20 protein-coding genes are annotated in these 22,951 nt (G+C 51.8%); 15 read left to right on the top strand and 5 right to left on the bottom strand.

Annotated features, from left to right (window positions below):
* Positions 1-12: 12 nt before the first annotated feature.
* A complete protein-coding gene (alr, locus tag PUE40_RS03080; protein ID WP_154554544.1) occupies positions 13-1,182 on the bottom strand; it encodes an alanine racemase in 1,170 nt (389 codons plus the stop codon).
* 268 nt (positions 1,183-1,450) lie between these two features.
* On the opposite strand from alr, the gene feoB reads away from it, so the two are divergent.
* The 5 genes from feoB to PUE40_RS03055 all read left to right on the top strand — a co-directional run bounded on the left by feoB (position 1,451) and on the right by PUE40_RS03055 (position 7,160).
* Positions 1,451-3,799: a ferrous iron transport protein B gene (feoB, locus tag PUE40_RS03075; protein ID WP_154554543.1), complete on the top strand. Its 2,349-nt coding sequence runs from the start codon at positions 1,451-1,453 to the stop codon at positions 3,797-3,799.
* 171 nt (positions 3,800-3,970) lie between these two features.
* Positions 3,971-4,618, top strand: coding sequence for a phosphatase PAP2 family protein (locus PUE40_RS03070; RefSeq protein WP_277671869.1), 648 nt, complete (start codon positions 3,971-3,973; stop codon positions 4,616-4,618).
* Positions 4,615-5,646 carry a lysylphosphatidylglycerol synthase transmembrane domain-containing protein gene (locus PUE40_RS03065; protein WP_154554541.1) on the top strand — a complete coding sequence of 344 codons (1,032 nt, stop codon included), beginning with the start codon at positions 4,615-4,617 and terminating at the stop codon, positions 5,644-5,646. Before PUE40_RS03070 ends, PUE40_RS03065 begins: the two co-directional genes overlap by 4 nt.
* Positions 5,643-6,344 (top strand): CDP-alcohol phosphatidyltransferase family protein, encoded by a 702-nt coding sequence (locus PUE40_RS03060; RefSeq protein WP_277671868.1) that lies wholly within the window; start codon positions 5,643-5,645, stop codon positions 6,342-6,344. Before PUE40_RS03065 ends, PUE40_RS03060 begins: the two co-directional genes overlap by 4 nt.
* 9 nt (positions 6,345-6,353) lie before the next feature.
* Positions 6,354-7,160, top strand: coding sequence for a phosphatidylserine decarboxylase (locus PUE40_RS03055; RefSeq protein WP_154554539.1), 807 nt, complete (start codon positions 6,354-6,356; stop codon positions 7,158-7,160).
* A gap of 64 nt (positions 7,161-7,224) precedes the next feature.
* On the opposite strand, the gene PUE40_RS03050 is transcribed toward PUE40_RS03055, so the two are convergent.
* A complete protein-coding gene (locus PUE40_RS03050; RefSeq protein ID WP_277671867.1) occupies positions 7,225-7,914 on the bottom strand; it encodes a helix-turn-helix domain-containing protein in 690 nt (229 codons plus the stop codon).
* Positions 7,915-8,159: 245 nt separating this feature from the next.
* Between PUE40_RS03050 and PUE40_RS03045 the strand changes: the two genes are divergently transcribed.
* The 3 genes from PUE40_RS03045 to PUE40_RS03035 all read left to right on the top strand — a co-directional run bounded on the left by PUE40_RS03045 (position 8,160) and on the right by PUE40_RS03035 (position 13,063).
* Positions 8,160-10,208: a CocE/NonD family hydrolase gene (locus PUE40_RS03045; RefSeq protein WP_154554537.1), complete on the top strand. Its 2,049-nt coding sequence runs from the start codon at positions 8,160-8,162 to the stop codon at positions 10,206-10,208.
* Positions 10,209-10,292: 84 nt separating this feature from the next.
* Positions 10,293-11,753, top strand: coding sequence for an APC family permease (locus tag PUE40_RS03040; RefSeq protein ID WP_154554536.1), 1,461 nt, complete (start codon positions 10,293-10,295; stop codon positions 11,751-11,753).
* A gap of 38 nt (positions 11,754-11,791) precedes the next feature.
* Entirely contained in the window at positions 11,792-13,063 is a 1,272-nt protein-coding gene (locus PUE40_RS03035) for an MFS transporter (RefSeq protein WP_154554535.1), read from the top strand.
* A gap of 97 nt (positions 13,064-13,160) precedes the next feature.
* Here the strand turns inward: PUE40_RS03035 and PUE40_RS03030 are convergent, their stop codons facing one another.
* Positions 13,161-13,850 carry a helix-turn-helix domain-containing protein gene (locus PUE40_RS03030; RefSeq protein WP_206157343.1) on the bottom strand — a complete coding sequence of 230 codons (690 nt, stop codon included), beginning with the start codon at positions 13,848-13,850 and terminating at the stop codon, positions 13,161-13,163.
* 317 nt (positions 13,851-14,167) lie between these two features.
* On the opposite strand from PUE40_RS03030, the gene PUE40_RS03025 reads away from it, so the two are divergent.
* Complete coding sequence (locus PUE40_RS03025) at positions 14,168-15,349, top strand: metal-dependent hydrolase family protein (protein WP_154554533.1); 1,182 nt, start codon at positions 14,168-14,170, stop codon at positions 15,347-15,349.
* 12 nt (positions 15,350-15,361) lie between these two features.
* Positions 15,362-15,616, top strand: coding sequence for a hypothetical protein (locus PUE40_RS03020; protein WP_277671866.1), 255 nt, complete (start codon positions 15,362-15,364; stop codon positions 15,614-15,616).
* A 90-nt stretch (positions 15,617-15,706) separates the two neighbouring features.
* Here the strand turns inward: PUE40_RS03020 and PUE40_RS03015 are convergent, their stop codons facing one another.
* Positions 15,707-16,438 carry a FadR/GntR family transcriptional regulator gene (locus PUE40_RS03015; RefSeq protein WP_277671865.1) on the bottom strand — a complete coding sequence of 244 codons (732 nt, stop codon included), beginning with the start codon at positions 16,436-16,438 and terminating at the stop codon, positions 15,707-15,709.
* A gap of 54 nt (positions 16,439-16,492) precedes the next feature.
* Positions 16,493-17,401 (bottom strand): NAD(P)-binding domain-containing protein, encoded by a 909-nt coding sequence (locus PUE40_RS03010; protein ID WP_288796568.1) that lies wholly within the window; start codon positions 17,399-17,401, stop codon positions 16,493-16,495.
* A gap of 344 nt (positions 17,402-17,745) precedes the next feature.
* Here PUE40_RS03010 and PUE40_RS03005 point away from each other — a divergent pair, with 344 nt between their 5' ends.
* The 5 genes from PUE40_RS03005 to PUE40_RS02985 all read left to right on the top strand — a co-directional run bounded on the left by PUE40_RS03005 (position 17,746) and on the right by PUE40_RS02985 (position 22,446).
* A complete protein-coding gene (locus PUE40_RS03005; RefSeq protein WP_277671864.1) occupies positions 17,746-18,777 on the top strand; it encodes a DctP family TRAP transporter solute-binding subunit in 1,032 nt (343 codons plus the stop codon).
* Between the two features lie 36 nt (positions 18,778-18,813).
* Positions 18,814-19,302 (top strand): TRAP transporter small permease, encoded by a 489-nt coding sequence (locus tag PUE40_RS03000; protein WP_277671863.1) that lies wholly within the window; start codon positions 18,814-18,816, stop codon positions 19,300-19,302.
* Positions 19,303-19,304: 2 nt separating this feature from the next.
* Positions 19,305-20,588 (top strand): TRAP transporter large permease, encoded by a 1,284-nt coding sequence (locus tag PUE40_RS02995; RefSeq protein WP_277671862.1) that lies wholly within the window; start codon positions 19,305-19,307, stop codon positions 20,586-20,588.
* A 92-nt stretch (positions 20,589-20,680) separates the two neighbouring features.
* Positions 20,681-21,508, top strand: coding sequence for a transketolase (locus tag PUE40_RS02990; RefSeq protein WP_277671861.1), 828 nt, complete (start codon positions 20,681-20,683; stop codon positions 21,506-21,508).
* On the top strand, positions 21,508-22,446 hold the full coding sequence (locus tag PUE40_RS02985) for a transketolase family protein (protein WP_277671860.1): 939 nt from the start codon (positions 21,508-21,510) through the stop codon (positions 22,444-22,446). Before PUE40_RS02990 ends, PUE40_RS02985 begins: the two co-directional genes overlap by 1 nt.
* Positions 22,447-22,951 lie beyond the last annotated feature (505 nt).

Here is a 22,951-nt window from a genome sequence, read left to right as displayed (position 1 = left end):
GGTTTTCTTTTTTTACATTCTTAACAGCAGTTCCTTGGAAACCACCTGCCCGTTCTCGATGAAGAGACGGGGAACCCGCTTGCTCACGCTGCAGGTCAGCTCGTACGGGATGGTGCCCGCCATTTCCGCCATGTGCTCCAGGGAATTGTCCGGTCCGAAGATGGTCACCTCGTCGCCCACATCCACACCGGGTGCATCGGAAAGATCGATCATGCACATGTCCATGCAGATTTTGCCCCGTACCGGTGCCGGACCTTCTGCCGTCATCAGAGCGTAGCGGTTGGAAAGGCAGCGCAGGAAGCCGTCCGCATATCCGTAAGGCACCACGCCGATTCGCGTGGAATGGGTAGTCTCGAAAATTCCGCCGTAGCTGATATGGGTGCCGGCCGGGTAGATTTTGATGGTGCTGACAACGGTCTTCAGGGACATTACCGGACGGAGTCCCAGCTGCTTCGCATAGTCTCCGTATCCGTACAGCAGCAGGCCCGGGCGAACCATGTCCAGATAGGTTTCCGGATATTTTGCCGTGGCTCCGGTATTGGCACAGTGGCGAATCCGGAACTCATGCCCCCATTGTTCTTCCGCGCTCCGAATCACATCGGTGAACAGCTGAAACTGGTGCCGGGTGTATTCCAGCTCATCCGCACCTTCTTCATCCGCCACCGCAAAATGAGTAAAGATGCCTTCCGCATCCAGGCCCGGAAGGTTGCAGGCATGAACGATGCCGTTTACGCCGTGCTGAAAATAATCCCCCTCGCAGAGGTATCCCAGCCGGGACATGCCCGTATCCACCTTGATATGAACCTTCAGGGTGCCGCCGTATTTCACCGCCTCCTCGCTGTACTCCAGCGCCTTGGCCTCACAGGTCACCGCCTGGGTGATATTAAAGCAGATCAGCCGATCCACCTGTTCCTTCGGCGTGTGTCCCAGAATCAGAATCGGCATGGTGATGCCGTTGAAGCGAAGCTCCAAAGCCTCGTCGATGCTGCTCACCGCCAGGTAATCCGCCCCCAGCTCCTGTAGCTTTGTGGCCACCTGCAGGGAGCCGTGGCCGTAGGCATCCGCCTTCACCACGCCCAGGAAGCGCACATCCGGCCCAATGTGTTTCCGAATCGTGTGATAATTATATGTGAGGGCGTCCAGATCGATTTCCGCCCACGTCCGTTTCAATGTTGATTTCATATTTTTGCTCCTGTGAATCATATAAAAAAATATTCTTTTCGCCAGGGCACTTCCGATTGTTTCCACAGATCGGGAGCACTCAACAACAAAATATTTTAGCACGGGAATACCGGGGCTTCAAGGGACGTGATGAAAAACCTGCGTCCGGTCCGCAACCGCTTGCCGATAGGAAGAAAAACAAAGTTTCATTGGGATAAAAGACACGATTTGACGGAAAATGTGGTATTATAAGGGAAGTGTTTTTAGTGTAAAGTAGGAGGAAGATTGTATGACGATTTGCGATTTAGAAATCGGACAGTCTGCAGTAATATCGGCTGTGGGAGGCGAAGGAGCCCTTCGGCAGCATTTTTTGGATATGGGATTGATTCCCGGAATTGAAGTCACCCTGATTAAATACGCGCCCATGGGCGATCCTATGGAACTGATGGTATCCGGCTATTCCTTGACCCTGCGTCTGGCGGATGCGGCGCAGATTGACATCACCAACGTGCACGAACATCCCGGCGGCCGGGGAGAAGTGCTGGAACCCATTCAACCCAGCAAGGACATTCCTCACCCGGGAATCGGTGAAGAGGGCAGAGGAAGAGAACGAGACCGAGATGTATCGGAAGATCATATCGTTTTCGCATTGGCGGGAAATCAGAATTGCGGCAAAACCACCCTGTTCAACCAACTGACCGGGTCCAATCAGCACGTCGGAAACTTTCCGGGGGTAACAGTGGATCGAAAGAGCGGGATGATCAAAGGATATCCCGGCACGGAAGTAGTGGATTTGCCGGGCATCTACTCCCTTTCCCCGTACACCAGCGAGGAAATCGTCTCCCGGCAGTTTATTCTGGAAGAGAAACCATCGGCGATCATCAACATCATCGATGCTACCAACATTGAGCGAAACCTGTATCTCACCATGCAGCTGCTGGAGCTGAACGTTCCCATCGTCATCGCCCTGAACATGATGGATGAGATGACGGGAAACGGCGGCTCGGTGCTGATCAATGAGATGGAAGAAATCCTTCAGGTGCCGGTCATTCCAACCTCGGCGGCGAAAAACCAAGGGGTGGAGGAGCTGGCCGAGCACGCCGTGCGCATTGCGCGTCTGGGTGAGACTCACGGCCGGGTGGATTTCTGCAATCCGAAGGATCACAACGGTGCCGTGCACCGGGCGATTCACGGAATCATGAGTCTGGTGGGCGATCACGCAGAGGCGGCCGGCATTCCGGTTCGGTTTGCGGTCACGAAGCTGATTGAAGGGGACCCGCTGGTAACGAAGGCGCTGGCGCTTACAGAGAATGAAGAGGAAATGGTGGAGAAAATCACTTGCCAGATGGAAGAGGAGTGCGGCATGGACCGCAGCGCCGCCATGGCGGATATGCGATATACCTTTATTCGCCGGCTGTGCCATCAGACGGTGATTAAACCGAAGGAAAGTAAGGAGCGGATTCGAAGCCAGAAACTGGACCGCTTCCTCACCGGCAAGTGGACCGCCATTCCGGCTTTCGTGGCCATCATGGGATTGGTGTTCTGGCTCACCTTTAACGTCATCGGGGCCTTCTTCCAGAACCTGCTGGATGAAGGGATCCAAATAATCACCCACTGGACGGATCAGTGGCTCACCGCCATGGACGTGGCGACGCCGATTCATTCGCTGATCATCGATGGCGTTTTTACCGGCGTAGGTTCGGTGTTGTCCTTTGTGCCGATTGTTGTGGTGTTGTACCTGTTCCTGTCCCTGCTGGAAGACAGCGGGTACATGGCGCGGGTAGCATTCTTTATGGATAAACTCCTGCGCCGGGTGGGACTCTCCGGGCGCAGTATCGTGCCGATGCTGGTGGGCTTCGGCTGCAGCGTTCCCGCAATCATGTCTTCCCGCACCCTGCCGTCGGAGCGGGACCGGAAGATGACGCTGCTGCTGATTCCTTTTATGAGCTGTTCCGCAAAGATGCCAATTTACGCATTCTTTGCCAACACGTTCTTCCCGAAGTACGCGGCGCCGGTGATGATTTCGATGTATTTTATCGGAATTCTCATGGCTATATTAATTGCCCTCATCGGCAAAAACACGGTGTTCAAAGGGGAGGCGGTTCCTTTCGTCATGGAGCTGCCGAACTACCGGATGCCGGGGGCGAAGAGCGTTCTGCAGCTCATGTGGGACAAGGCGAAGGACTTCCTGCAGCGGGCGTTCTCCGTCATCTTTATCGGCACCATCGTGGTGTGGTTCCTGCAGAATTTCAACTTCTCCATGAACATGGTTTCGGACCCGCAGTCCAGCATGCTGGCGGCACTGGCGGGATTCCTGGCACCGCTGTTCATCCCGCTGGGCTTCGGAAACTGGCAGATGGTAACTGCCTTGATTTCCGGTTTCCTGGCGAAGGAAAGCGTGGTATCCATGATGGCGGTGGTATACGGCGGAACCGCAGCCGTTCGTTCGGCCATCACTCCGCTGGCGGCGTTCACTTTCATGGTGTTCTGCCTGCTGTACACCCCGTGCATTGCGGCGGTAGCCACCATTCGGAAGGAGCAGGGCCGAGGAGCCGCCATCCTCATGGTCATCTTCCAGTGCATCGTGGCCTGGCTCGTTGCGTGGGCGGTGCACCTGATTGGAAGCATTCTTCTGTAAAAACAAAAAAACACTCACCGGCAGCGTCCGGTGAGTTTTAGATAGTGGGAAAAAACGGAATTTCTTAATAATTATTAAGATTTCTTTAGGATTTGCGGGAATGGTTGAAACAAAAGCGGATTATATATATAATTACATCATTGCGGAAAAGTAATTCTGAAGATATTTGTCATGATAAAAGAGAAACTGAAAAAAATTGCGCCGGAGTACTCTTGGGGATTGCTGACGGCGGTGGTTATTTTAAACTGCATAACGTATTTCGGAACTCGCCTGTTCACCTCCGGGATGAAACACCATTCCATCCAGCTGGCGGTGGATCGAATGATTCCATTCTGCCCGCACTGGATTGTAGTTTACTTTTTGGCGTTCCCCTTCTGGGTCTGTGGATTTATTCTCATTGCCCGGGAGAGCCGGGAGATGTGCCGCATTTATCTGATCGGAGAGATGATTGCGAAAACAATTTGCCTGATCTGTTTCGTGGTGTTTCCCACCACCCTGGTGCGGCCGGTCATCGATGCCGACGGGTCCTTCTGGGAACAGTTGGTGGCGATGCTGTACCGAATCGATTCGCCGGACAATTTGTTTCCGTCCGTCCACTGCCTGGAAAGCTGGATTTGCTTTCGCAGTGCACGGAAGATGAAGAAGGCGCCGCCCCGGTATCGGAATGTGGCGGCGGTGGCAACGATAATGATTTTCGCGTCCACCCAGCTGCTGAAACAGCACGTGCTGCTGGACGTGGCGGGCGCAATTGCCGCAGGAGAAATGGGGCTCCTGCTGGCGCATAAATTGTATGTTCAAAGAGAGGGTGCGACTGTATGAACAAAAAGAAAGCAGTGTGGGGTTTCCTTTCTCTGGGAATTGCCATACTGACGATAATGATGATTGCATCGGGAAGCAAGGAGTTTTCCTTGGATACCATGATGGCGTATCTGAGCCGGGCGAACAAGCTGTGGCTGGCGGCCGGCTTGCTGTGCATGTTCGGCTACATCTGGTTTGAAGGATATGCACTGGTGCACATCTGTCGGACGCTGGGATACCAAAGTGCGAAACGGCAGGGGACGGTGTACGGGGCGGCGGACGTCTTTTTTTCCGCCATCACTCCTTCCGCCTCCGGCGGACAGCCGGCCAGCATGTTCTTTATGCTTCGGGATGGAATGAACATCCCGGCATGTACCACCGCATTGCTGATTAATTTGGTAATGTACACCTTGGCGACGCTGACCATCGGCAGCCTGTCCGTGCTGTTTCACTTCAATCTGTTTCGCAGAATGTCCCTGTTCTCCAGAATTTTAATCGTGGTGGGCTGCTTCATCATGACGGGACTGTCCCTGCTGTTCTACATGCTGCTTCGCCGGGGAGAGATCTTGTACCGGCTCTGTGACCGGGTGATGGAGATGCTGGGAAAGCGAAAGCTCCTGAGCAACCTCACGAAGAAGCAGGCGAAGCTGAAAAAGAAAATGGCGGAATACCAACAGTGTTCCGATGAAATCGCCGGACACGGGTGGATGCTGATTCGTATTTTTATCATCAATCTGCTGCAGCGGCTGTCCCAGATCGGCGTGACATTTACGATTTTTATGGCGCTGGGAGAAGGGCTTCGAACTTCCGTGGAAGGATTTGTGGTTCAGGCCTTTACCGCGCTGGGATCCAACAGCATCCCGATTCCGGGCGGAATGGGCGGTGCGGACTACCTGATGCTGGACGGATTCGGAGAGATTCTGGGTCGGGATGCGGCATCCATCGAGATGCTGTGCCGGGGCTGTTCCTTCTACGTATGCATTATTACCAGTGCACTGATCGTGCTGGCAGGGTATTTTATGGGAAGAAAAAGGAGTTTGAGAAAATGATAGGATTTTACAATTACACGGTGTGGCTGACATACCTGTCCCTGATTTCGGCCGGGACGGGAATTATGATTTCTCTGTACAGCCACGCCCATCCCTTCATCGGCGTGTTCTTTCTGCTGGTCAGCGGACTGTGTGATGCCTTCGACGGAAAGGTGGCTCGGAGCAAGAAGAACCGCACGGAGATGGAGAAGAAATTCGGAATTCAGATTGATTCCCTGGCGGATATGGTGAGCTTCGGCGTGCTTCCGGCCTGCATCGGCAGCGCCATGATGCGCGTCGTGCTGCAGAATTACGAAGCGGGAGATCCCACCGGTGCGGACAAATTGCTGAGTCATCCCTACTTCTTCATCTGCTATGCGGTGATAATTCTGTACATCCTGGCCGCCCTGATTCGGCTGGCTTATTTTAACGTGGCAGAGGAAGAGCGTCAGAAGACGGAGGGGGGCGTTCGCAAATATTACGAAGGTCTTCCGGTTACTTCCGCGGCGCTGATCTTCCCGACGGTGCTGCTGTTCCAGTACGTGCTGCCGAAAGACATCACCTGGATCTATTTCCTGGCCATGGCCGTTACGGGATTCCTGTTCATCTCCAAAATCCCGGTGAAAAAGCCGGATACCAAGGGCATTCTGGCAATGGTAGGAATCGGCGCCATCGAATTCATCATCCTGATTGCTACATGGATGTATTACGAGGGGTAGAGAAGAGATATGCTGAAATTCTTATATCAGACGATGCCGGGACGATGCATCCTGAAGCTGCTGACCCGCCCGGGCTTATCCCGCTTCGTGGGCCGCTTCATGGATTCCGCCATTTCCCGTCCCATCATTCCTCGCTTCATCCGCAAAAATAACATCGATATGAACGATTATCTGGACGAGGAGTACGGCTGTTTCAATGACTTTTTCTGTCGCCGGATCCGTCCGGAGCTTCGGCCCATGGATATGGATGAGGCAGTGCTTCCGTCACCTTGCGACGGGCTCCTTAGCGCCTATCCCATTACGGACTCCCTGGTGATTCCCGTAAAAGGAAGCCGGTATTCCATCCGGGATCTGGTTCGGGACGAGGAGTTGGCACAAAAATACGAGAACGGCACCTGTCTGGTCTTCCGGCTGTGCGTGCATCATTACCACCGCTACGCCTATCCGGACAACGGCCGCAAAACGAAAAATACTTTTATCCCGGGCGTGCTGCATACGGTCCGTCCGGTGGCACTTCGGGAACTTCCCGTATTTACGGAAAATGCGCGGGAGTATACGGTCATCCGCAGCGAGAACTTCGGCGATGTGCTTCAGATGGAAGTGGGCGCCATGCTGGTGGGGAAAATTGACAACTACCATCAGGAGGCGGATGTCCGGAGAGGACAGGAGAAGGGGCGTTTCCTTTACGGCGGCTCTACTATCATCCTGCTCCTGGAGCCGGGAACCGTTGCGGTAACGGAGAAATTCTTCAAAGCCACTCGGGCCGGTGAAGAGACGGAAGTGAAGATGGGGGAAGCCATCGGCAGAAGGGAATAGCCGGAAACGGACAATAAAGCGAAAGCGCACGGGAATCCGAAGAGGGTTCTCGTGCGCTATTTTTCTATTTAATAATCAACATGTTGGTGCGTTTCAACTCCTTGATTTCCTCCGGGGTCATCAGCAGTTCGTTGCGAATCTCGTCGGTGACGGTAAGGGGTTCACGGGAGACCAGAATTTTCAAGGTAATCCCCTGGTAGTATAGGGAGATGCAGGACATGATGCCCTTTTGGCGGCGTCCCTTTTGGAAAAGGAGCGGCATGCGGATGAACACCTTGTCAAAGGGCGGCGCTTCGTTGGTGTAGTAGAAGGTAATGCTGGTATCGGAATAGGATACGGTTCCATGGTAGATGAAATCCGATTGATATTCCGAATTCTCGGCATCCGTCACAAAGTAAATCTTGGATTTCATGGACGGATGGGAGTTTTCAATCATGGCGTTCTTCACCCTCTTCTCCTCTCCGTTGTACCAATAGATGTATAACCGGTCAATCAGATGTTTTTCGTATTTCAGGATATCCGCATTTTTCAGGTCCACGTACGTGGCCGGAAGGAGTTCCGAGATGTCCACATTTAAAGCGGTACAGATTTCCACCAGAGCATCGATGGCGATGTTGACTTCACCGTTTTCGTATTTGGACAGGGACGCGGGGCTGCGATGGACGGCCTCCGCAAGTTCCGCCAATGTAATTCCTTTCATTTTTCGGCTGGCTTTCAGTTTCTGCCCCAGGGTTTCGTAGAATGATTCCTGCATAGATGTCTCCCCTCTTTATTTTAAAAACTGAGACTTTCACTTTTGGAAAGAAAGTCATGAATATTTGTGATACTTTAAAATACTTTTTGGAATATTATACCACAGGACAATATTTTTTTCACACTATGAAAAAAAATACCCGCCAATTTTGAATTTAAAGCGAGTGGGCACATTTGAACCTCCGAAAACATTTTGTTATTCTTTAGACAATCAAGGAAGAGATTATTCATAGGAGGTACATAACTATGGCTAAACAGGAATTTAAACAGAAAAGAGTAATGTCCCGGGAAGAGTTCCCGTATGAGTGGGAAGTCATTGAAAATATCTGGGTACCGATGTCCGACGGATGCAGATGTTCGGCACGTATGTGGAAACCAAAGTCCGACAAACCGCTGCCAACCATCTTCGAAACCCAGCCATACCGTAAGAGAGACGGTATGAGAGGCAGAGACGAACCGATGTACGGATACTTCGCAGGAATGGGATACAACGTTGTCCGCGTGGACATGCGCGGTGCCGGCGAATCCGACGACTGCTTCTACGATGAGTATCTGAAGCAGGAACAGGATGATGCCATCGATGCCATCAACTGGATTGCTGCACAGCCATGGTGCGACGGAAACGTCGGTATGCAGGGCAAGTCCTGGTCCGGATTCAACTCCCTCCAGGTTGCCGCAAGAAGACCGGCGCCGCTGAAGGCCATCATCTGTATCGGCTTCGTAGACGATCGGTACACACAGGATATCCACTACAAGGGCGGATGCCTCCTGAACGACAACTTCTGGTGGGGCAACATCATGCTGGCATATATGTGCCGTCCGATTGATAAAGAAATTAAGCCGGATACATGGTATGAAGAATCCATCAAGAGACTGGAAGAGATGCCGCTGTGGCCGGAAAACTGGCTGAAACATCAGACCAGAGACGACTACTGGAAGCACGGTTCCGTCAGCGTGAACTACGACGACATTCAGGTTCCGGTATTTGCACTGGACGGATATGCCGATTCCTACACCAACAGCGTATGCACTCTGATGGAAGGCCTGTCCGTTCCGAGAAAAGCCATCATCGGACCGTGGGCGCACGTATTCCAGCACGACGGAATGCCGCAGCCGGCAATGGACTACCTGGGCGAAGCAACCAAATGGTGGGATAAGTGGCTGAAGGGCATCGACAACGATACCTTGGATTGCCCACAGATCACCGTATGGATGGAAGACAGCATGAAGCCGGAAACCGTACACCCGATCTCCGACGGACGCTGGGTTGCTGTAGAAAGCTGGCCGTCCGCTGACGTAAACGATAAGACACTGCACATGACCTATGGCCACCTGCAGGATGAGAAGAATGAGAAGGAAGAAATCGTGGACCTCAGCACCGTTCAGAACCACGGACTGTTCGCCAACGAGTGGATGGGCGCCGGCGTTCTGGGTGAAAGCCCGGCAGATATGAGATGCGATGACGGAATGGCAATGACCTTCGATTCCGACGTAATCGAAGAGGACTTTGAGATCTTCGGATATCCGACATTCACCGTAGAGTTCACCGCAGACAAGCCAAACGCATTCCTGTATGCAGAACTGTGCGACATTCATCCGGATGGCGCAGCAACCAGAGTATCTTACGGTCTCATGAACCTGACACACCTGGAAGGACACGAGAAGGTGACATACCTGGAGCCGGGCAAGAAATACAAGGCAACCGTTACACTGGACGTATGCGGACACGTATTCCCGAAGGGACACAGAGTTCGTCTGGCAGTAGCAAACTCCTTCTGGCCGATGATCTGGCCGTCTCCGGAGAAGGTAACTCTGAAGCTGGATCTCTCCACCGCAGAGTTCACACTGCCAATCTTCACCGGTAAGGATACCGAAGGCCCGAACATGGAAGCGAAGTGCGCTCCGCTGACACCGATGACCGTCCTGAAGGAAGGCGTGGTAAACCGTCAGATTACCTACGATCTGCTCACCGACTCCTGGACATCCATCACCGATGGTGTAGGCGGCGTATTCGGCGAAGGAATCTATCGCTTCGATGATATCGGCACCGTAGTAGAGCACAACCTGAAGAGAATCCTGACCGTAAGCAACTCCGATCCGTCGGATGCAAGATACGAAATCATTCAGAAGATGAAGAACGGTCGTCCGGGCTGGGAAATCGACTGCGACATCGATGTGGTACAGACCGCTGACAAAGAGAACTTCTACATTACCGGATTCATGGATGCTTCCATCAACGGAGAGCATGCATTCCACAGGGATTACGATGTAACCGTTCCTCGTAACGGACTCTAGAAAACGGCTTGCATAGGGGGGGCGGACTCCGGCCTCCCCTATGCTTTATAAAGAATAAGAGATAGACAGAAAAGGAGAGGGGCTATGAAAAACAAGAAAATCACATTTTGGGAACTGGTTATGCTGAACATTTCCGCTCTGTACGGAATTCGTTGGATTGCCAGATCCACATCGGATGCGTATCTGGGACTGGGTGCGATTCCGATGTGGGTAATACTGATGTTCCTGTTCTTCGTACCGCAGGCACTGATGTGCGCGGAAATGGCAGCATCCTATCCGCACGATGGCGGGCTGGCCTATTGGGTGAAGGTGGCCTTCGGAACCAAATACGGATTCCTGGTGTCCTGGATGCACTGGACGGCTTTAATTTTCTGGTTTGCATCCTTCCTCACCTTCTTTTCGGTAAATGCCACCTACATGGTGGGACGTCCGGAACTGGCCAACAACAAATTGTTGGTGTTGGTGATGTCCATCGCCATCATTTGGATTCTGTCCATCGCCAGCATGAAAGGCATGGAATTCGGAAAGTATTTTACCAGTGTGGGATCTCTGGGATCTACGGTGCCGACGGTATGCCTGATTGTACTGAGCTTTGTGGCAATCGTTTTCCTGAAGAAGGCGCCGAGTGCTTCCGTATTCACCGTTGCGACGCTGACGCCGAAGCTGAACATGAACTCCCTGGTAGCGATTTCCAGCATTATGTTTGCCTACACCGGTGCTCAGCTGGCCGCCAACTTCATCTCGGAGATGGAGAATCCGCAGAAAAATTATCCGCGGGCAATCTGCACCGCAGCGGCGATTATCGGCGTGCTGTACGCCATCGGTTCCATCGCCATGACCATGCTGCTGCCGACCTCGGAGATTCAGTCTTCTACCGGAACGCTGGATGCACTGCTTCGTGCCTGTGAACTTCTGGGAATTCCAACCTTGTTCGTTCAGGTCATCGCACTGGGAATCGCACTGTCCGTATTGGGGGCATTGGTTCTGTACATCGCACAGCCGACCAAGATGCTCTTCGGGTTCGTGGAACCGGGCGTATTCTCGGAACGGATTACCAAGGTGAATGAGCACGGAATTCCGACCAAAGCGATTGTTTTCCAGGCCACCCTGATCTCCGTCCTGCTGATTGGCGTGTCCTACCTGCCGGGAGTGGAGGCAATCTACAACATGCTGGTGACCATGACAGCGTTGACCACGCTGTTCCCGTACGTATTCCTGTTCTTGGCATACGGAAAGATTAAGCGGGAAAAAGAAGATTTGGATGGGCTTTATGTGATGACGAAGAACAAGAAGCTGGCATCCACCGTTACATATGCCGTAACCGCATTGTGCGTATTTGCCATCATCTGCTCTGCACTTCCGATTATGGGAAACACGCAGGAAAACATCATCTATGAAGCAGAACTGATTGGCGGAAGTATATTGATTATCGTATCCGGCCTGCTGATCTGGAAGAAATCCGGATTGGAGAACAAGGTGATTCCGGTGAGAGACGTGAAACAGACCGTTCCGGAATCGGAGCCGGAAACCTCAGGGGAAAAGTAATTATTTTTAGCGACAATTAAATAAATGAGGAGAGTATTATGGGAACACAATCAAAACTGAAGAAAAACATGCTCCGGCTAATCCTGATTTCCATCGCCGGAACCATGATCTACGGATTGCCGTATTTTAGATCGTACTACTACGATGCGTATTTGCAGACCTACGGATTGACCAACGCTCAGATGGGTATGTTCGGTTCCATTTTCGGAATCATGGGCGCCTGCTCCTATCTGTTCGGCGGCGTGGTGGCGGATATTTTCACACCGAAAAAACTGATGTCCGTCTCCATGGTCCTCACCGGCTTGGGTGGTTTGCTGCACTTGCTGCACCCGAATTATCTGATGCTGGTATTCATCTATCTGCTCTGGGGCTTCACCTCCCTGTTCGCATTCTGGCCGGCACTGCTGAAGGTGCTGCGTTCTCTGGCGAATGAGGATGAGCAGAGCAAGGCATACGGCTTTATGGATGCGACAAGAGGTGTCACCAATGCGGTTCAGCTGGCGGTAACTCTGGCCATCTTCAATGCGCTGAGCAAGAAAGCCAGCGACCTGGCAGGCCTGAACGGCGTGGTAATTTTCTACTCCGCCATCTGCATCGTAATGGGCATTGGATTGTACTTCGTACTGGATGAAAGAAAGTTCGAAACCGAAAAGAAAGATGATGTCAAAGCGGAAGACGAAGAGAGCAAGTTCTCCTTTGCCATTGTAAAACAGGTGCTGAAGATGCCGGTGGTATGGATGCTGTCCCTGGTAGTATGCTGTTCTTACACCATGAACATCCTGTTCTACTACTTCACTCCGTATGCAACCGCAAACCTGAGCATGACTGCCGCTGCCGGCGCCATGGTTACCATGCTGGCGCAGTACGTTCGTCCGGTGGCTTGCGTGGTCGGCGGCGTGGCGGCAGACCGAATCGGAAGAGCAAACGTAATGTACGGAACGCTGGGCATCATGCTGGCGTCCACGCTGGTGCTGATCTTTGCGGGCTCTATGACCAGCAAGGTGTTCATCGGTATCTGCGTATGCATCTACTTCGGCATGTATGCGGCATATTCTCTGGCGTTCTCCATGTTTGATGAATGCGGAATTCCGAAGCACATGTCCGGAACCGCCATCGGTTTGATCTGCACCATCGGTTATATGCCGGAATTCATCTGCCCACTGCTGGCCGGAAAAGTTCTGGATTCGTACGGGAATGCGGGATACCATATCCTGTTCGTATTCTTAGCAGTCATGATGGTAATCGGTCTGGTGATTCTCACCGTTTACAAGCGCTACATCAAGAAGATGCACGCAAAGGGTGCGCTTTAATTCAGACAATTATATTTGAATATTCTAAGTGACCATATCAGAATATAAGCCGAAAGGACCCCGTCGATTTTCGACGGGGTCCTTTCATTCGGTGTTTCTATTTTATAATCAGCATGTTGCTGCGTTTCAGTTCCTTAATTTCTTCCGGAGAGATGAAGAGCTCCTTCGTAAGCTCCGGGGTAAAGGTGAGGGGTTTCTTGGATACCATGATTTTGGCGGTAACCCCCTGGTAGAACAGGGAGATGCAGGACATGATTCCCATTTGAGGATGGTCCTTATGGAAGAGAAGAGGCATCCGAATAAAGATCTTATCAAACGGCGGTTCCTCATTGGTGTAGTAGAACATGATGCAGGTATCGGAGTAAGTGACCTCACCGTGATAGATGAAATCCGACTGATACTCCATATGCTTCGTATCCGTGTCGAAATACAGCACGGACTTCATGGACGGATGAGAGTTCTCGATGAGTGCACTCTTTACCTTTTTTGCGTCTCCGCTGTACCAGTAGATGTACAGTTGATCCACAAAATGCTTTTTGTACTTCAGGATATCCACATTGTCCGGATCGCTGTAGGTGGCCGGCAGAAATTCCGCAATATCTACATTTAACGCGGTGCAGATTTCCACCAGAGCGTCGAGGGCGATGTTCACATTCCCGCTCTCATATTTGGAAAGGGAGGCGGGACTCCGATGAATGGTGTCCGCCAATTCCGTCAATGTGATGCCCTTCGCCTTCCGGCAGGCTTTTATTTTTTGACCGAGGGTTCTGTAAAATGATGGCTGCATAGATGTCTCCCTTCTGATGTCGATCCAAACTTTCGCTTTTGGAAAGAATTTCATGAATAAATGTGATGTATGCAAATTACTAAGGACAACTATAACACATTTGCAAATTTTTTTCATCATATGAAAAAAATAATCGAAGCATTTTTGAAAACCGTGAATGCGACCGAATTTGAGCCGGGATTTTCTCTTTGTTATTATATAGACAAGTTAAGGCGAGAGTGCTTGTTTAGGAGGTAAGGATATTATTCCGGTGACAGAAGCCGGAAACCTTAGACCGCAGAGCAAATTGATTTTACGGAAGAAAGGAGCCGACAAAGATGCTTGTATTGAGAAACGCGAGAATCATCCCGGAGCTGACCGAGGGATACGATTCGGATAGAGCGGATATCGTTATAGATAATGAAATTATTCAGGAAATTAAAGCACCGAAAACTGCAGATGCCGGTGAGGTTTTGGACATGACCGATATGACCGTGATTCCGGGATTAATCGAAGCGCATCTGCACTTAGACCTGAAGGGTACCAACACCTTCGAGGAAAACGTTCAGCCGGATGCATACCGCAGCATGACCGCGCTGAAGCTGGCACAGGATAACCTGCGTCAGGGATACACCACCGTTCGGGATGTGGGCGACCGAAACAATATTGTAATCGACATCGCCAGAGCGGTTCGGGAAGGCGCGGTGGTAGCACCGGACATCCTGGCCAGCGGAAAGATCATCTCGCCGACAGAGAAGGGAAACGACTTCTTCGGTACCATGTATCTGGAAGCGGATTCTCCGGAAGAGTTCCGGAAAGCGATTCGAAAACAGTACCAGAGAGGCGCCGACTGGATTAAGATTATGGGCACCGGAGCAATTATGAATCCGGGTGCGGAGCCGGGGCTTCCGATTATTACCGAAGAGGAATTGAAGGCTGCTTGCGATATGGCAGACTTCTTGAAGATGCCGGTATCCGTGCACTGCCACGGAACGGACGGCATCAAGATGTGCATTCGCAATGGCGTTCGTACCATTGAGCATTCCACTATTTTGGACGATGAGTGCTTGCGGATGTACAAGGCATCGAATCGGAGCTTTATGATGCCGACACTGAGCGCACCGCACTCCTTCCTGGATTGGCCGGAAGGAATGCCGAAGCACTACGTGGAGAAATCCAAGAAAATCGTCAAGGTTCTGGATGAAGGAATGAGAGAGGCCTACCTGCAGGGAATCAAGATGGGTTGGGCGACCGATGCGGGTGTCTACGAGGGCAGCCACGGCAACGGAATCTACGAGTTCCGGATTCGTGTGAACAAGCTGGGAATGGACCCGAAGGATACGTTGATTCAGGCGACCAAGTACAATGCGGAAATCCTGATGATCGACGATCGGGTGGGCACCATAAAAGCAGGAAAGAAAGCGAATTTGGCAGTATTCCGGGGAAATCCGGATGAAGATATTGAAAAATTGAATGATGTTGCACTGGTCATCAAGGACGGCAAGAAGGTTCTTGTATAACCGGGAAGAGTTATGGATGCAACCAGAGGTGTCACCAACGCAGTGTTGCTGGCTGTAACCCTGGCCATCTTCAATGCACTGAGCAAGAAGGCCAGCGATCTGGCAGGTCTGAACGGCGCAGTTATCTTCTGCCCGCTGCTGGCCGGAAAAGTTCTGGATATATACGGAAATGCGGGATACCACATCCTGTTTATCTTCTTGGCTGTTATGATGGTAATTGGTCTCATTCTTCTGACCTTCTACAAGCGTCTCGTGAAAAAGATGTAATATGCCAAGTGATAATATAATAATATAATTACCCAAAAAACCCCATCGAAATCGATGGGGCTTTTCATGTACGGTTGTATTTGTTTGGTGTTATTCTTCTTCCATTTGCAGGTTGGCCCAGTAGCTGTAGCTTCGCTTCAGGGTGTGGGCGATGGCATCCGTGTCCCGCTCTTCCAGAATCTTTAAGATTTCAAAATGGATGTCCACCAGATACTTCCGGTCATGCTCCCGAATGCACTGCTCGATGGTGCGGATTCGGGATCCGTAGGTCAGCTTGGACAGCATTTCGTTCACGGTGACAATCAGGTCGTTTCGGGTCGCTTTCGCGATGGCATCGTGGAAGGCGATGTCCGTCCGGCAGATTAATTTCGGATCCGGATTGGGTTCGTCCAGTTCCCGCTCGATGGAGACCGCAATTTGTCGCAGGTTCTCCGCATCCTCCGTATTGAGACCTTGATCCATGATAACCTGCAAGGTACCGAACTCGATGCATTGCCGGAGACCGATAAGGTCTTGGTAAGATTCTTTTTTCTGGAGAATCATACTGTAGATCAACGGATTGATGGTCTGCGGTTTGAAGGTTCGACATACAAAAGTACCTTCGGGACGGCGAATCTCCAGAATGCCGTACGCAACCAGGGTTCGTACCGCCTCCCGTACCGTGTTCCGTCCGACGCAGAAGCTGGAGGCCAGCTCCGGCTCAGTGGGAATCTTGTCTCCCGGATTAATCTGCCCGTCGATGATGGCTTCCGTCAATCGTTCCACCACGATATCGGAAGCGGATTTCATGCGAATGGGCTTCATAAAATCTGAAGCAGTCATTAATTTTCCTTTCTGTGCAGCAGTGCTGCGTTTCGCGGCAGAGGGAGAAAGAAATTAATTCTTCTTCTCTACGATGGTGTCTGCCAGCGTCTCAAAATATTTAACGTAAGCGGCGTGGTCTTCTTCCATGTGACCGTGCGCCTTCATGGTCTGCTGGATTTCATAGAGCTGAGCGGTGTAAGGAATCGGGCAATCAATGGCGTGGGCCGTGTTGATTACGTTGGTGATATCCTTGTGGTTGACTTTGATGGTTCCGCCCGGGGTGAAGTTCCGTTCCACCATCATCGGCGCCTTATCTTCCAGAGCGTAGCTTCGCGCAGCACCGCCTTCGATGGCTTTGTATACCTTCTCCGGATCCACGCCGGCTTTGGCCGCAAAGGTGAGGGCTTCCGCTACGATGGCGATGTTGTTGTTTACGATAATCTGATTGGCCAGCTTGCAGATGCTTCCGGAGCCGGAATCGCCAATCAGGGTTGCCTGAGAACTGTAGGTGTCAAAGATCGGCGCGCAGGTGTTGAAATTCTTCTCGTCGCCGCCCACCATGATGGCCAGCGTGCCGGCCTTGGCGCCGCTCTCTCCGCCGGATACCGGCGCATCTAAGAATCCGATGCCTTTCTCCTGCAGCTTCTCATAGCATTCTCTGGAATCGTTTGCGGTGACGGAGCTGTGATCTACCACAATCTGTCCGGCCTTCATGTAATCCATCAGACCGCCTTCGCCGAAAATGACGTTCTTAACGATGGATGCGTTCGGGAGAATCATCTCCACCACATCGCACTGTTCCGCCAGATCCTTATTGCTTCCGGCGGTCGCACCTTCGGCCACCAGTTCCGCAACGATCTTCTCGTTCAGGTCGGATACCATGACATCCAGACCTGCTTTTACCATGTGTTCTGCCATGGGACGTCCCATGATTCCCAGTCCAATAAATCCTACTTTCATTGTGTGTTTCCTCCTGTTGATGTTTCGTGTTTTGGATTAAAAAAACAGTACCGCCTGCAGCCATAAACCGAATTGTGTTCAACATAGGATGTTTAACACTTCAATACTAATGAAAAATTCATGCAAAGTCAATTGGAATTCTGCTTTATTTTAGAAGATGGGTTTGTTGCCTGAAACAAATTTTTCGACCAAATTATGTTTATTGTTGACTTTAGCGTAAAATGTTCGTAAAATAAAATCAACATCCTATGATAGTATGAACTAATGATGGGGTGATATCCGGATTCGTCCGGGGAAAAAACTATACCGCTTGTAGTTAATGTTGTTGGGATATCGCAGGCATCCGGCTTGCGAAGGAGGAAAAATTGAAGAGAAGAAAACTGATTGCAGTTGCCTTGATGTTGACCTTGCTCTGCACGATTTCCCTGTCCGGCTGTGCGAAGCAGAACAGCGGAGAGGTAGCAGAGAACGGATACAATCAGGTAACGCTGCTGCTCAACTGTAACGGAACAGAGATCGCCAATGATACCAGAATGGCGCTCCTGTTCAAGAAGTACGTGGAAGAGCGTTCCGATGGCGTGGTTCGGATTAAAGTATTCCCGAACGATCAGCTGGCCAGCGGAAACATGAACAAGGGTCTGGAGATGATTACCAGCGGAACTACGGATTTGGACATCCATTCCACCAGTATCATTTCCAATCTGGATAACCGTCTGATGGTATGCACTATGCCGTGGCTGTTCCAGAACTACGACCAGGCGGAGAAGACCTTCTTCGGGGATGGCGGAAAGTTCATCCAGAAGGTGGTATCCAAGAAGGGTCTGACTTACCTGGGCGCGGTTCATAACGGGTTCAAGGCGATTACAAACAGCAAGCGCTCCATCAAGAAGCCGGAAGATCTGAGCGGCCTGAAGATCCGTATTCCGGGTGGTGCGTTCTACACAGCCTTCTACAAGGCATTCGGTGCCAGCCCGCAGGCGATGAGCTGGAGTGAAGTGTTCACCGCACTGCAGCAGGGAACCATCGACGGACAGGACAACAGCTTGAGTACCTGCAATTCCGGAAACATTCAGGAAGTGCAGAAGTATATCACTATCGCAAAGTATACCTATGAAGCTTTTACTTTTACCGCGAACTCCGAGAAGTTTAACTCGCTGAACTCCAAGACCCAGAAGCTGCTGAAAGAGTGTGCGAAAGATGCGTGCCACGAAGTGGATCAGCAGATTGTGGAAGGAGAAGGAGATATCCTGCAGAAGTTCAAAGACACCGGCTGTGTAATCAATGAACTGTCTCCGGCAGACATTGAGGAATTCCGCAAGGTTGTAGAACCGGTGAAGCAGGAATACATGAAGAAGTACGGCGAAGAGGCCTGCAAGGCATTCGGCGTGACGAAGTAGTGAAACTCAGATAGAAAGTGAGGCAAGGTATATCCTATGAAAAAATTCTGGAATGAATTGGAAGACAATATATGCGGCATCCTGCTTCTGGTGATGATGCTGCTCACATGCGTCAATGTATTTGCGCGCTATGTCCTGCTCAGCTCCATGCCTTTCGTCGAAGAGCTGACCAATGCCGGCCTGATTCTCCTCAGTATTGCCGGCGCAGCGGTGGCTGCGAAAAGAGGAGCCCATTTGGGCCTGACGGTCCTGACGGAGAGATTTTCTCCGGCGGGACAGAAGGCTTGCGCTCTGTTGGGCGATGCCCTCGGCATCATCTTTGGACTGGTCATCCTGTACTTCGGTATTCGGATGTCCGGTCACGAATTCGCGCTGGGACTGAAGACCAGCGGCATGCAGTGGCCGGAAGGTGCCTTTGGTGCCATGATTCCGGTAGGCGGTGCGTTCCTGGCGATTCGCTACTGCCAGCTGTTTATCCGTACGCTGAAAAGCGATGCAACGAACTCGGAAGATAAGGAGGCATAAGAATGAGTGCAGGCTTAGTAGTATTTGGAAGCTTTGCGGTCCTCCTGTTCCTGGGAGTTCCGATTGCGTTATCTTTGGGAATGGCCAGTGTCATCACACTGCTGTATGAAAATCTGCCACTTTCCATTATTCCGGCGAATCTCTATTCGTCCACCGGCAAATTCGTTTTGCTGGCAATTCCGTTCTTCATACTGGGCGGAAATATCATGGAGAAGAGTGGAATCTCTTCCCGCTTGATTGATTTTGCGAAAACCTTGGTGGGCCACAAGAAGAGCGGTATGGCGATGGTATGCGTCATCGTTGCCTGCTTCTTCGCCGCAATTTCCGGTTCCGGTCCGGCGACGGTTGCGGCTCTGGGAATGATTATCATCCCGGCAATGACCCAGGTGGGATATGACAAAGCGTCTTCCACCGCATTGATGTCCACCGCCGGTGCCATCGGTATCGTCATCCCGCCGTCCATTACTTTTGTAATCTACGGATCCATCACCGGAAATTCCGTGGGCCAGCTTTTCGCTGCCGGCCTGGTTCCGGGAATCCTCATGGGCGTGGTGCTGGTTGTTGCTATGAAGTTCGTCAGCCGGAAATTGGAAATTGAGACCATTCCGAAGGCGACCGGTGCGGAACGTTGGGCTGCTTTCAAGGATGCATTCTGGGGCATCATGATGCCGGTTATCATCCTGGGCGGAATCTACGGCGGAATCTTCACCCCGACCGAAGCGGCTGCCGTGGCAGCTCTGTACGGTCTGCTGGTTGGATTCTTCATCTATAAGACCTTGAAACTTCAAGATTTGATGACGATTCTCAAGGACTCCGTTTCTCAGACCGCCGTGGTTATGTTCATCGTTGGAACCGCCAGCCTGTTCTCTTGGGTGCTCACGGTTACCGGTGTGGCATCTGCAGCAAGCAATACGCTGATTACCATGGTAGGCGGCAACAAGATTCTGTTCCTGCTGGTAGTGAACATCATCCTGCTGATTGCGGGCTGCTTCATCGATGCCAACTCGGCAATGTATATCATCCTGCCGATTCTCTACCCGGTCGCAACCGCACTGGGCATCGACCCGGTTCATCTGGGTGCCATCATGGTACTGAACATGGCCATCGGTCTGGTAACACCTCCGGTAGGAATCAACCTGTACACCGGATGCGGCATTGCGAACATTTCCCTGAAGGAAATTTCCAAAGCGGTTCTGCCGTTCGTATTCGCATCGCTGCTGGTACTGATTCTGGTAACATACGTTCCGGCAGTATCCACCTGGCTTCCAAGCTTGATTTCGAACTAATCGAGATATAACAGACCTGTGCTGCTTGCCCGCAGGCAGGTCTGTTTCATGGGACACGGGCAATCATTCATGAACAACAAGGAGGTCATATCATGAAGGATATCAGCATAGGGGAGCTGAAAGACCGCGCACAGGATCTGCGCCGAAAGGCTCTGACTATGATATATGAAGCACAATCCGGTCACCCGGGCGGTGCGTTCTCGGCAGCAGAGGTCGTTACATATCTGTATTTCAAGGAAATGAACATCGATCCAAAGAATCCGGAATGGCCGGACCGGGACCGCTTCATCCTTTCCAAGGGTCATGCATGCCCGATTCAGTACGCAGCACTGGGAACTCTGGGATATTTTCCGGAGGAAGAGATGCATAAGCTGAGAAAAGAAGGCTCCATGCTGCAGGGTCACCCGAACATGAGAAAATGCCCGGGCATCGATATTTCCACCGGATCCCTGGGTCAGGGACTTTCTGTAGGCGTGGGAATGGCGGTTGCCGGCAAAAGAGACGGCAAGAACTACCGCGTATATGTGGTAATCGGCGACGGCGAGCTGGATGAAGGTGAGCTGTGGGAAGGCTTTATGGCGGCGAACGCGTGGGGCCTGGACAACCTGGTGGTCATCCTGGACGACAACGGTCTGCAGCTGGACGGCACCACGGATGAAATCATCCCGCACCTGGATGTGGTAAAGAAGATGGACGCGTTCGGCTTTGAGACCTACGACATCGACGGAAACGATATGGAACAGGTAGCGGATGCTTTTGGGAAAATCAATGCGTCCTCTTCCGGAAAGCCGAAATTCATCGACGCTCGCACCGTTAAGGGCAAGGGCGTATCCTACATGGAGAACCAGCTGGGCTGGCACGGCAAAGCACCGAACGATGAAGAATACGAAATCGCAATGAAGGAACTGGGAGGTCGGTAATGAATACAGAACAGAAAATTGCCACTCGTGTCGGTTTCGGCGAAGAAATCGTAGCACTGGGTAAAGAAAACAAGGATATCTACGTTGTGGATATCGATATCGGTAAATCCTGCAAGACTCAGGAGTTTCGTAAGGAGCTGCCGATGCAGCATCTGAACGTGGGTATTGCAGAACAGAACGGCGCCGGCGTTGCGGCGGGACTGGCCACCACGGGAAAAATTCCATTCGTGGTAACCTACGCGGTATTCGGTTCCCTCCGGATGGCGGAACAGATTCGTCAGGAAATTTGCTACACCAACCTGAACGTAAAAATCGCTTGCTCCCACGGCGGCCTGACTCCGGCCAACGACGGCGCCAGCCATCAGGGCATCGAAGACATGGGCGTTCTCCGTACCATTCCGAACATGAGAGTGGTCATGCCGGCGGATTACTATGCGGCCAAAGCCCTGGTTCGCCAGGCGGCAGAAATCTACGGACCGGTGTATCTGCGGTTCACCCGGGATGCGGTTCCGGTAATCTACGATGAGAATCAGAAGTTCGAAATCGGCAAAGCCATCCAGATTCAGGACGGCTCCGACGTGGCGCTGATTGCCAACGGCGATACCGTCATTCTGGCAATCCGGGCGGCAGAAGAACTGGCAAAGGAAGGCATTTCCGCCAGAGTCATTGACATGCACACCATCAAGCCATTGGATGTGGACTGCGTAAAGGCCTGCATCGATGACATCGGCAAAATCATCACTGTCGAGGACCACAATATCATCAACGGTCTGGGCAGTGCCGTATGCGAGGTGGCAGCGGAATCCGGAAAGGGCATCGTAAAGAGAATCGGCATCCAGGATCAGTTCGGAGAATCTGCACCTTATGAACGTCTGCTGGCAAAGAACGGCATCACGGTGGAGAACATCGTGGAGACCGCAAAGGCATTGCAGAAGTAATTGATTACGTCCACTTTTACTCCAAAAGGGAATAACCCTTTATACACGCTGCTGTGGGATTATCCTGCAGCAGCGTGTATCTTTTTGTTCTTCACTTTTCTCATTTCTTTCGGGCCGGGGTTCGCGCCCGGAAACCGAAATCATAGGCTTTGCGGGGAGGCGAGCGCAAACTTTGCCGCTGTCAGGTTCGCCAACCCCCATTTCTTTCGGACCGGGGTTCGCGCCCGGAAACCGAAATCGTAGGCTTTGCGGGGAGGCGAGCGCGAACTTTGCTGTCGTCAGGGGCGCATTTTCCACTTCTTCCGGTCTGGAGTTCGCGCCCGGAAACCGAAATCATTGGCTTTGCGAGGAGGCGAGCGCGAACTTTGCCGCCGTCAGGTTCGCTAATCCCCATTTCTTTCGGGCTGGGGTTCGCGCTCGAAAACCGAAATCGTTGGCTTTGTGGGGAGGCGAGCGCGAACTTTGCCGCCGTCAGGTTCGCCAACCCCCATTCTTTCGGGTCGGG

The organism is Mogibacterium kristiansenii (assembly GCF_029224645.1).
GTDB classification, from domain to species: Bacteria; Bacillota; Clostridia; order Peptostreptococcales; family Anaerovoracaceae; genus Mogibacterium_A; species Mogibacterium_A kristiansenii.
This window is presented reverse-complemented; position numbering and strand designations above follow the sequence as displayed.

Coding starts and splice junctions, on each gene's coding strand:
- PUE40_RS03000 (WP_277671863.1), top strand. CDS start 18,814: ATGAAAAAATTCTGGAATGAATTGGAAGACAATATATGCGGCATCCTG.
- PUE40_RS03030 (WP_206157343.1), bottom strand. CDS start 13,850: ATGCAGCCATCATTTTACAGAACCCTCGGTCAAAAAATAAAAGCCTGC.
- PUE40_RS03035 (WP_154554535.1), top strand. CDS start 11,792: ATGGGAACACAATCAAAACTGAAGAAAAACATGCTCCGGCTAATCCTG.
- PUE40_RS03055 (WP_154554539.1), top strand. CDS start 6,354: ATGCTGAAATTCTTATATCAGACGATGCCGGGACGATGCATCCTGAAG.
- alr (WP_154554544.1), bottom strand. CDS start 1,182: ATGAAATCAACATTGAAACGGACGTGGGCGGAAATCGATCTGGACGCC.
- PUE40_RS03050 (WP_277671867.1), bottom strand. CDS start 7,914: ATGCAGGAATCATTCTACGAAACCCTGGGGCAGAAACTGAAAGCCAGC.
- PUE40_RS02990 (WP_277671861.1), top strand. CDS start 20,681: ATGAAGGATATCAGCATAGGGGAGCTGAAAGACCGCGCACAGGATCTG.
- PUE40_RS03065 (WP_154554541.1), top strand. CDS start 4,615: ATGAACAAAAAGAAAGCAGTGTGGGGTTTCCTTTCTCTGGGAATTGCC.
- PUE40_RS02985 (WP_277671860.1), top strand. CDS start 21,508: ATGAATACAGAACAGAAAATTGCCACTCGTGTCGGTTTCGGCGAAGAA.
- PUE40_RS02995 (WP_277671862.1), top strand. CDS start 19,305: ATGAGTGCAGGCTTAGTAGTATTTGGAAGCTTTGCGGTCCTCCTGTTC.
- PUE40_RS03020 (WP_277671866.1), top strand. CDS start 15,362: ATGGATGCAACCAGAGGTGTCACCAACGCAGTGTTGCTGGCTGTAACC.
- PUE40_RS03015 (WP_277671865.1), bottom strand. CDS start 16,438: ATGACTGCTTCAGATTTTATGAAGCCCATTCGCATGAAATCCGCTTCC.
- PUE40_RS03045 (WP_154554537.1), top strand. CDS start 8,160: ATGGCTAAACAGGAATTTAAACAGAAAAGAGTAATGTCCCGGGAAGAG.
- PUE40_RS03025 (WP_154554533.1), top strand. CDS start 14,168: ATGCTTGTATTGAGAAACGCGAGAATCATCCCGGAGCTGACCGAGGGA.
- PUE40_RS03060 (WP_277671868.1), top strand. CDS start 5,643: ATGATAGGATTTTACAATTACACGGTGTGGCTGACATACCTGTCCCTG.
- PUE40_RS03070 (WP_277671869.1), top strand. CDS start 3,971: ATGATAAAAGAGAAACTGAAAAAAATTGCGCCGGAGTACTCTTGGGGA.
- PUE40_RS03040 (WP_154554536.1), top strand. CDS start 10,293: ATGAAAAACAAGAAAATCACATTTTGGGAACTGGTTATGCTGAACATT.
- feoB (WP_154554543.1), top strand. CDS start 1,451: ATGACGATTTGCGATTTAGAAATCGGACAGTCTGCAGTAATATCGGCT.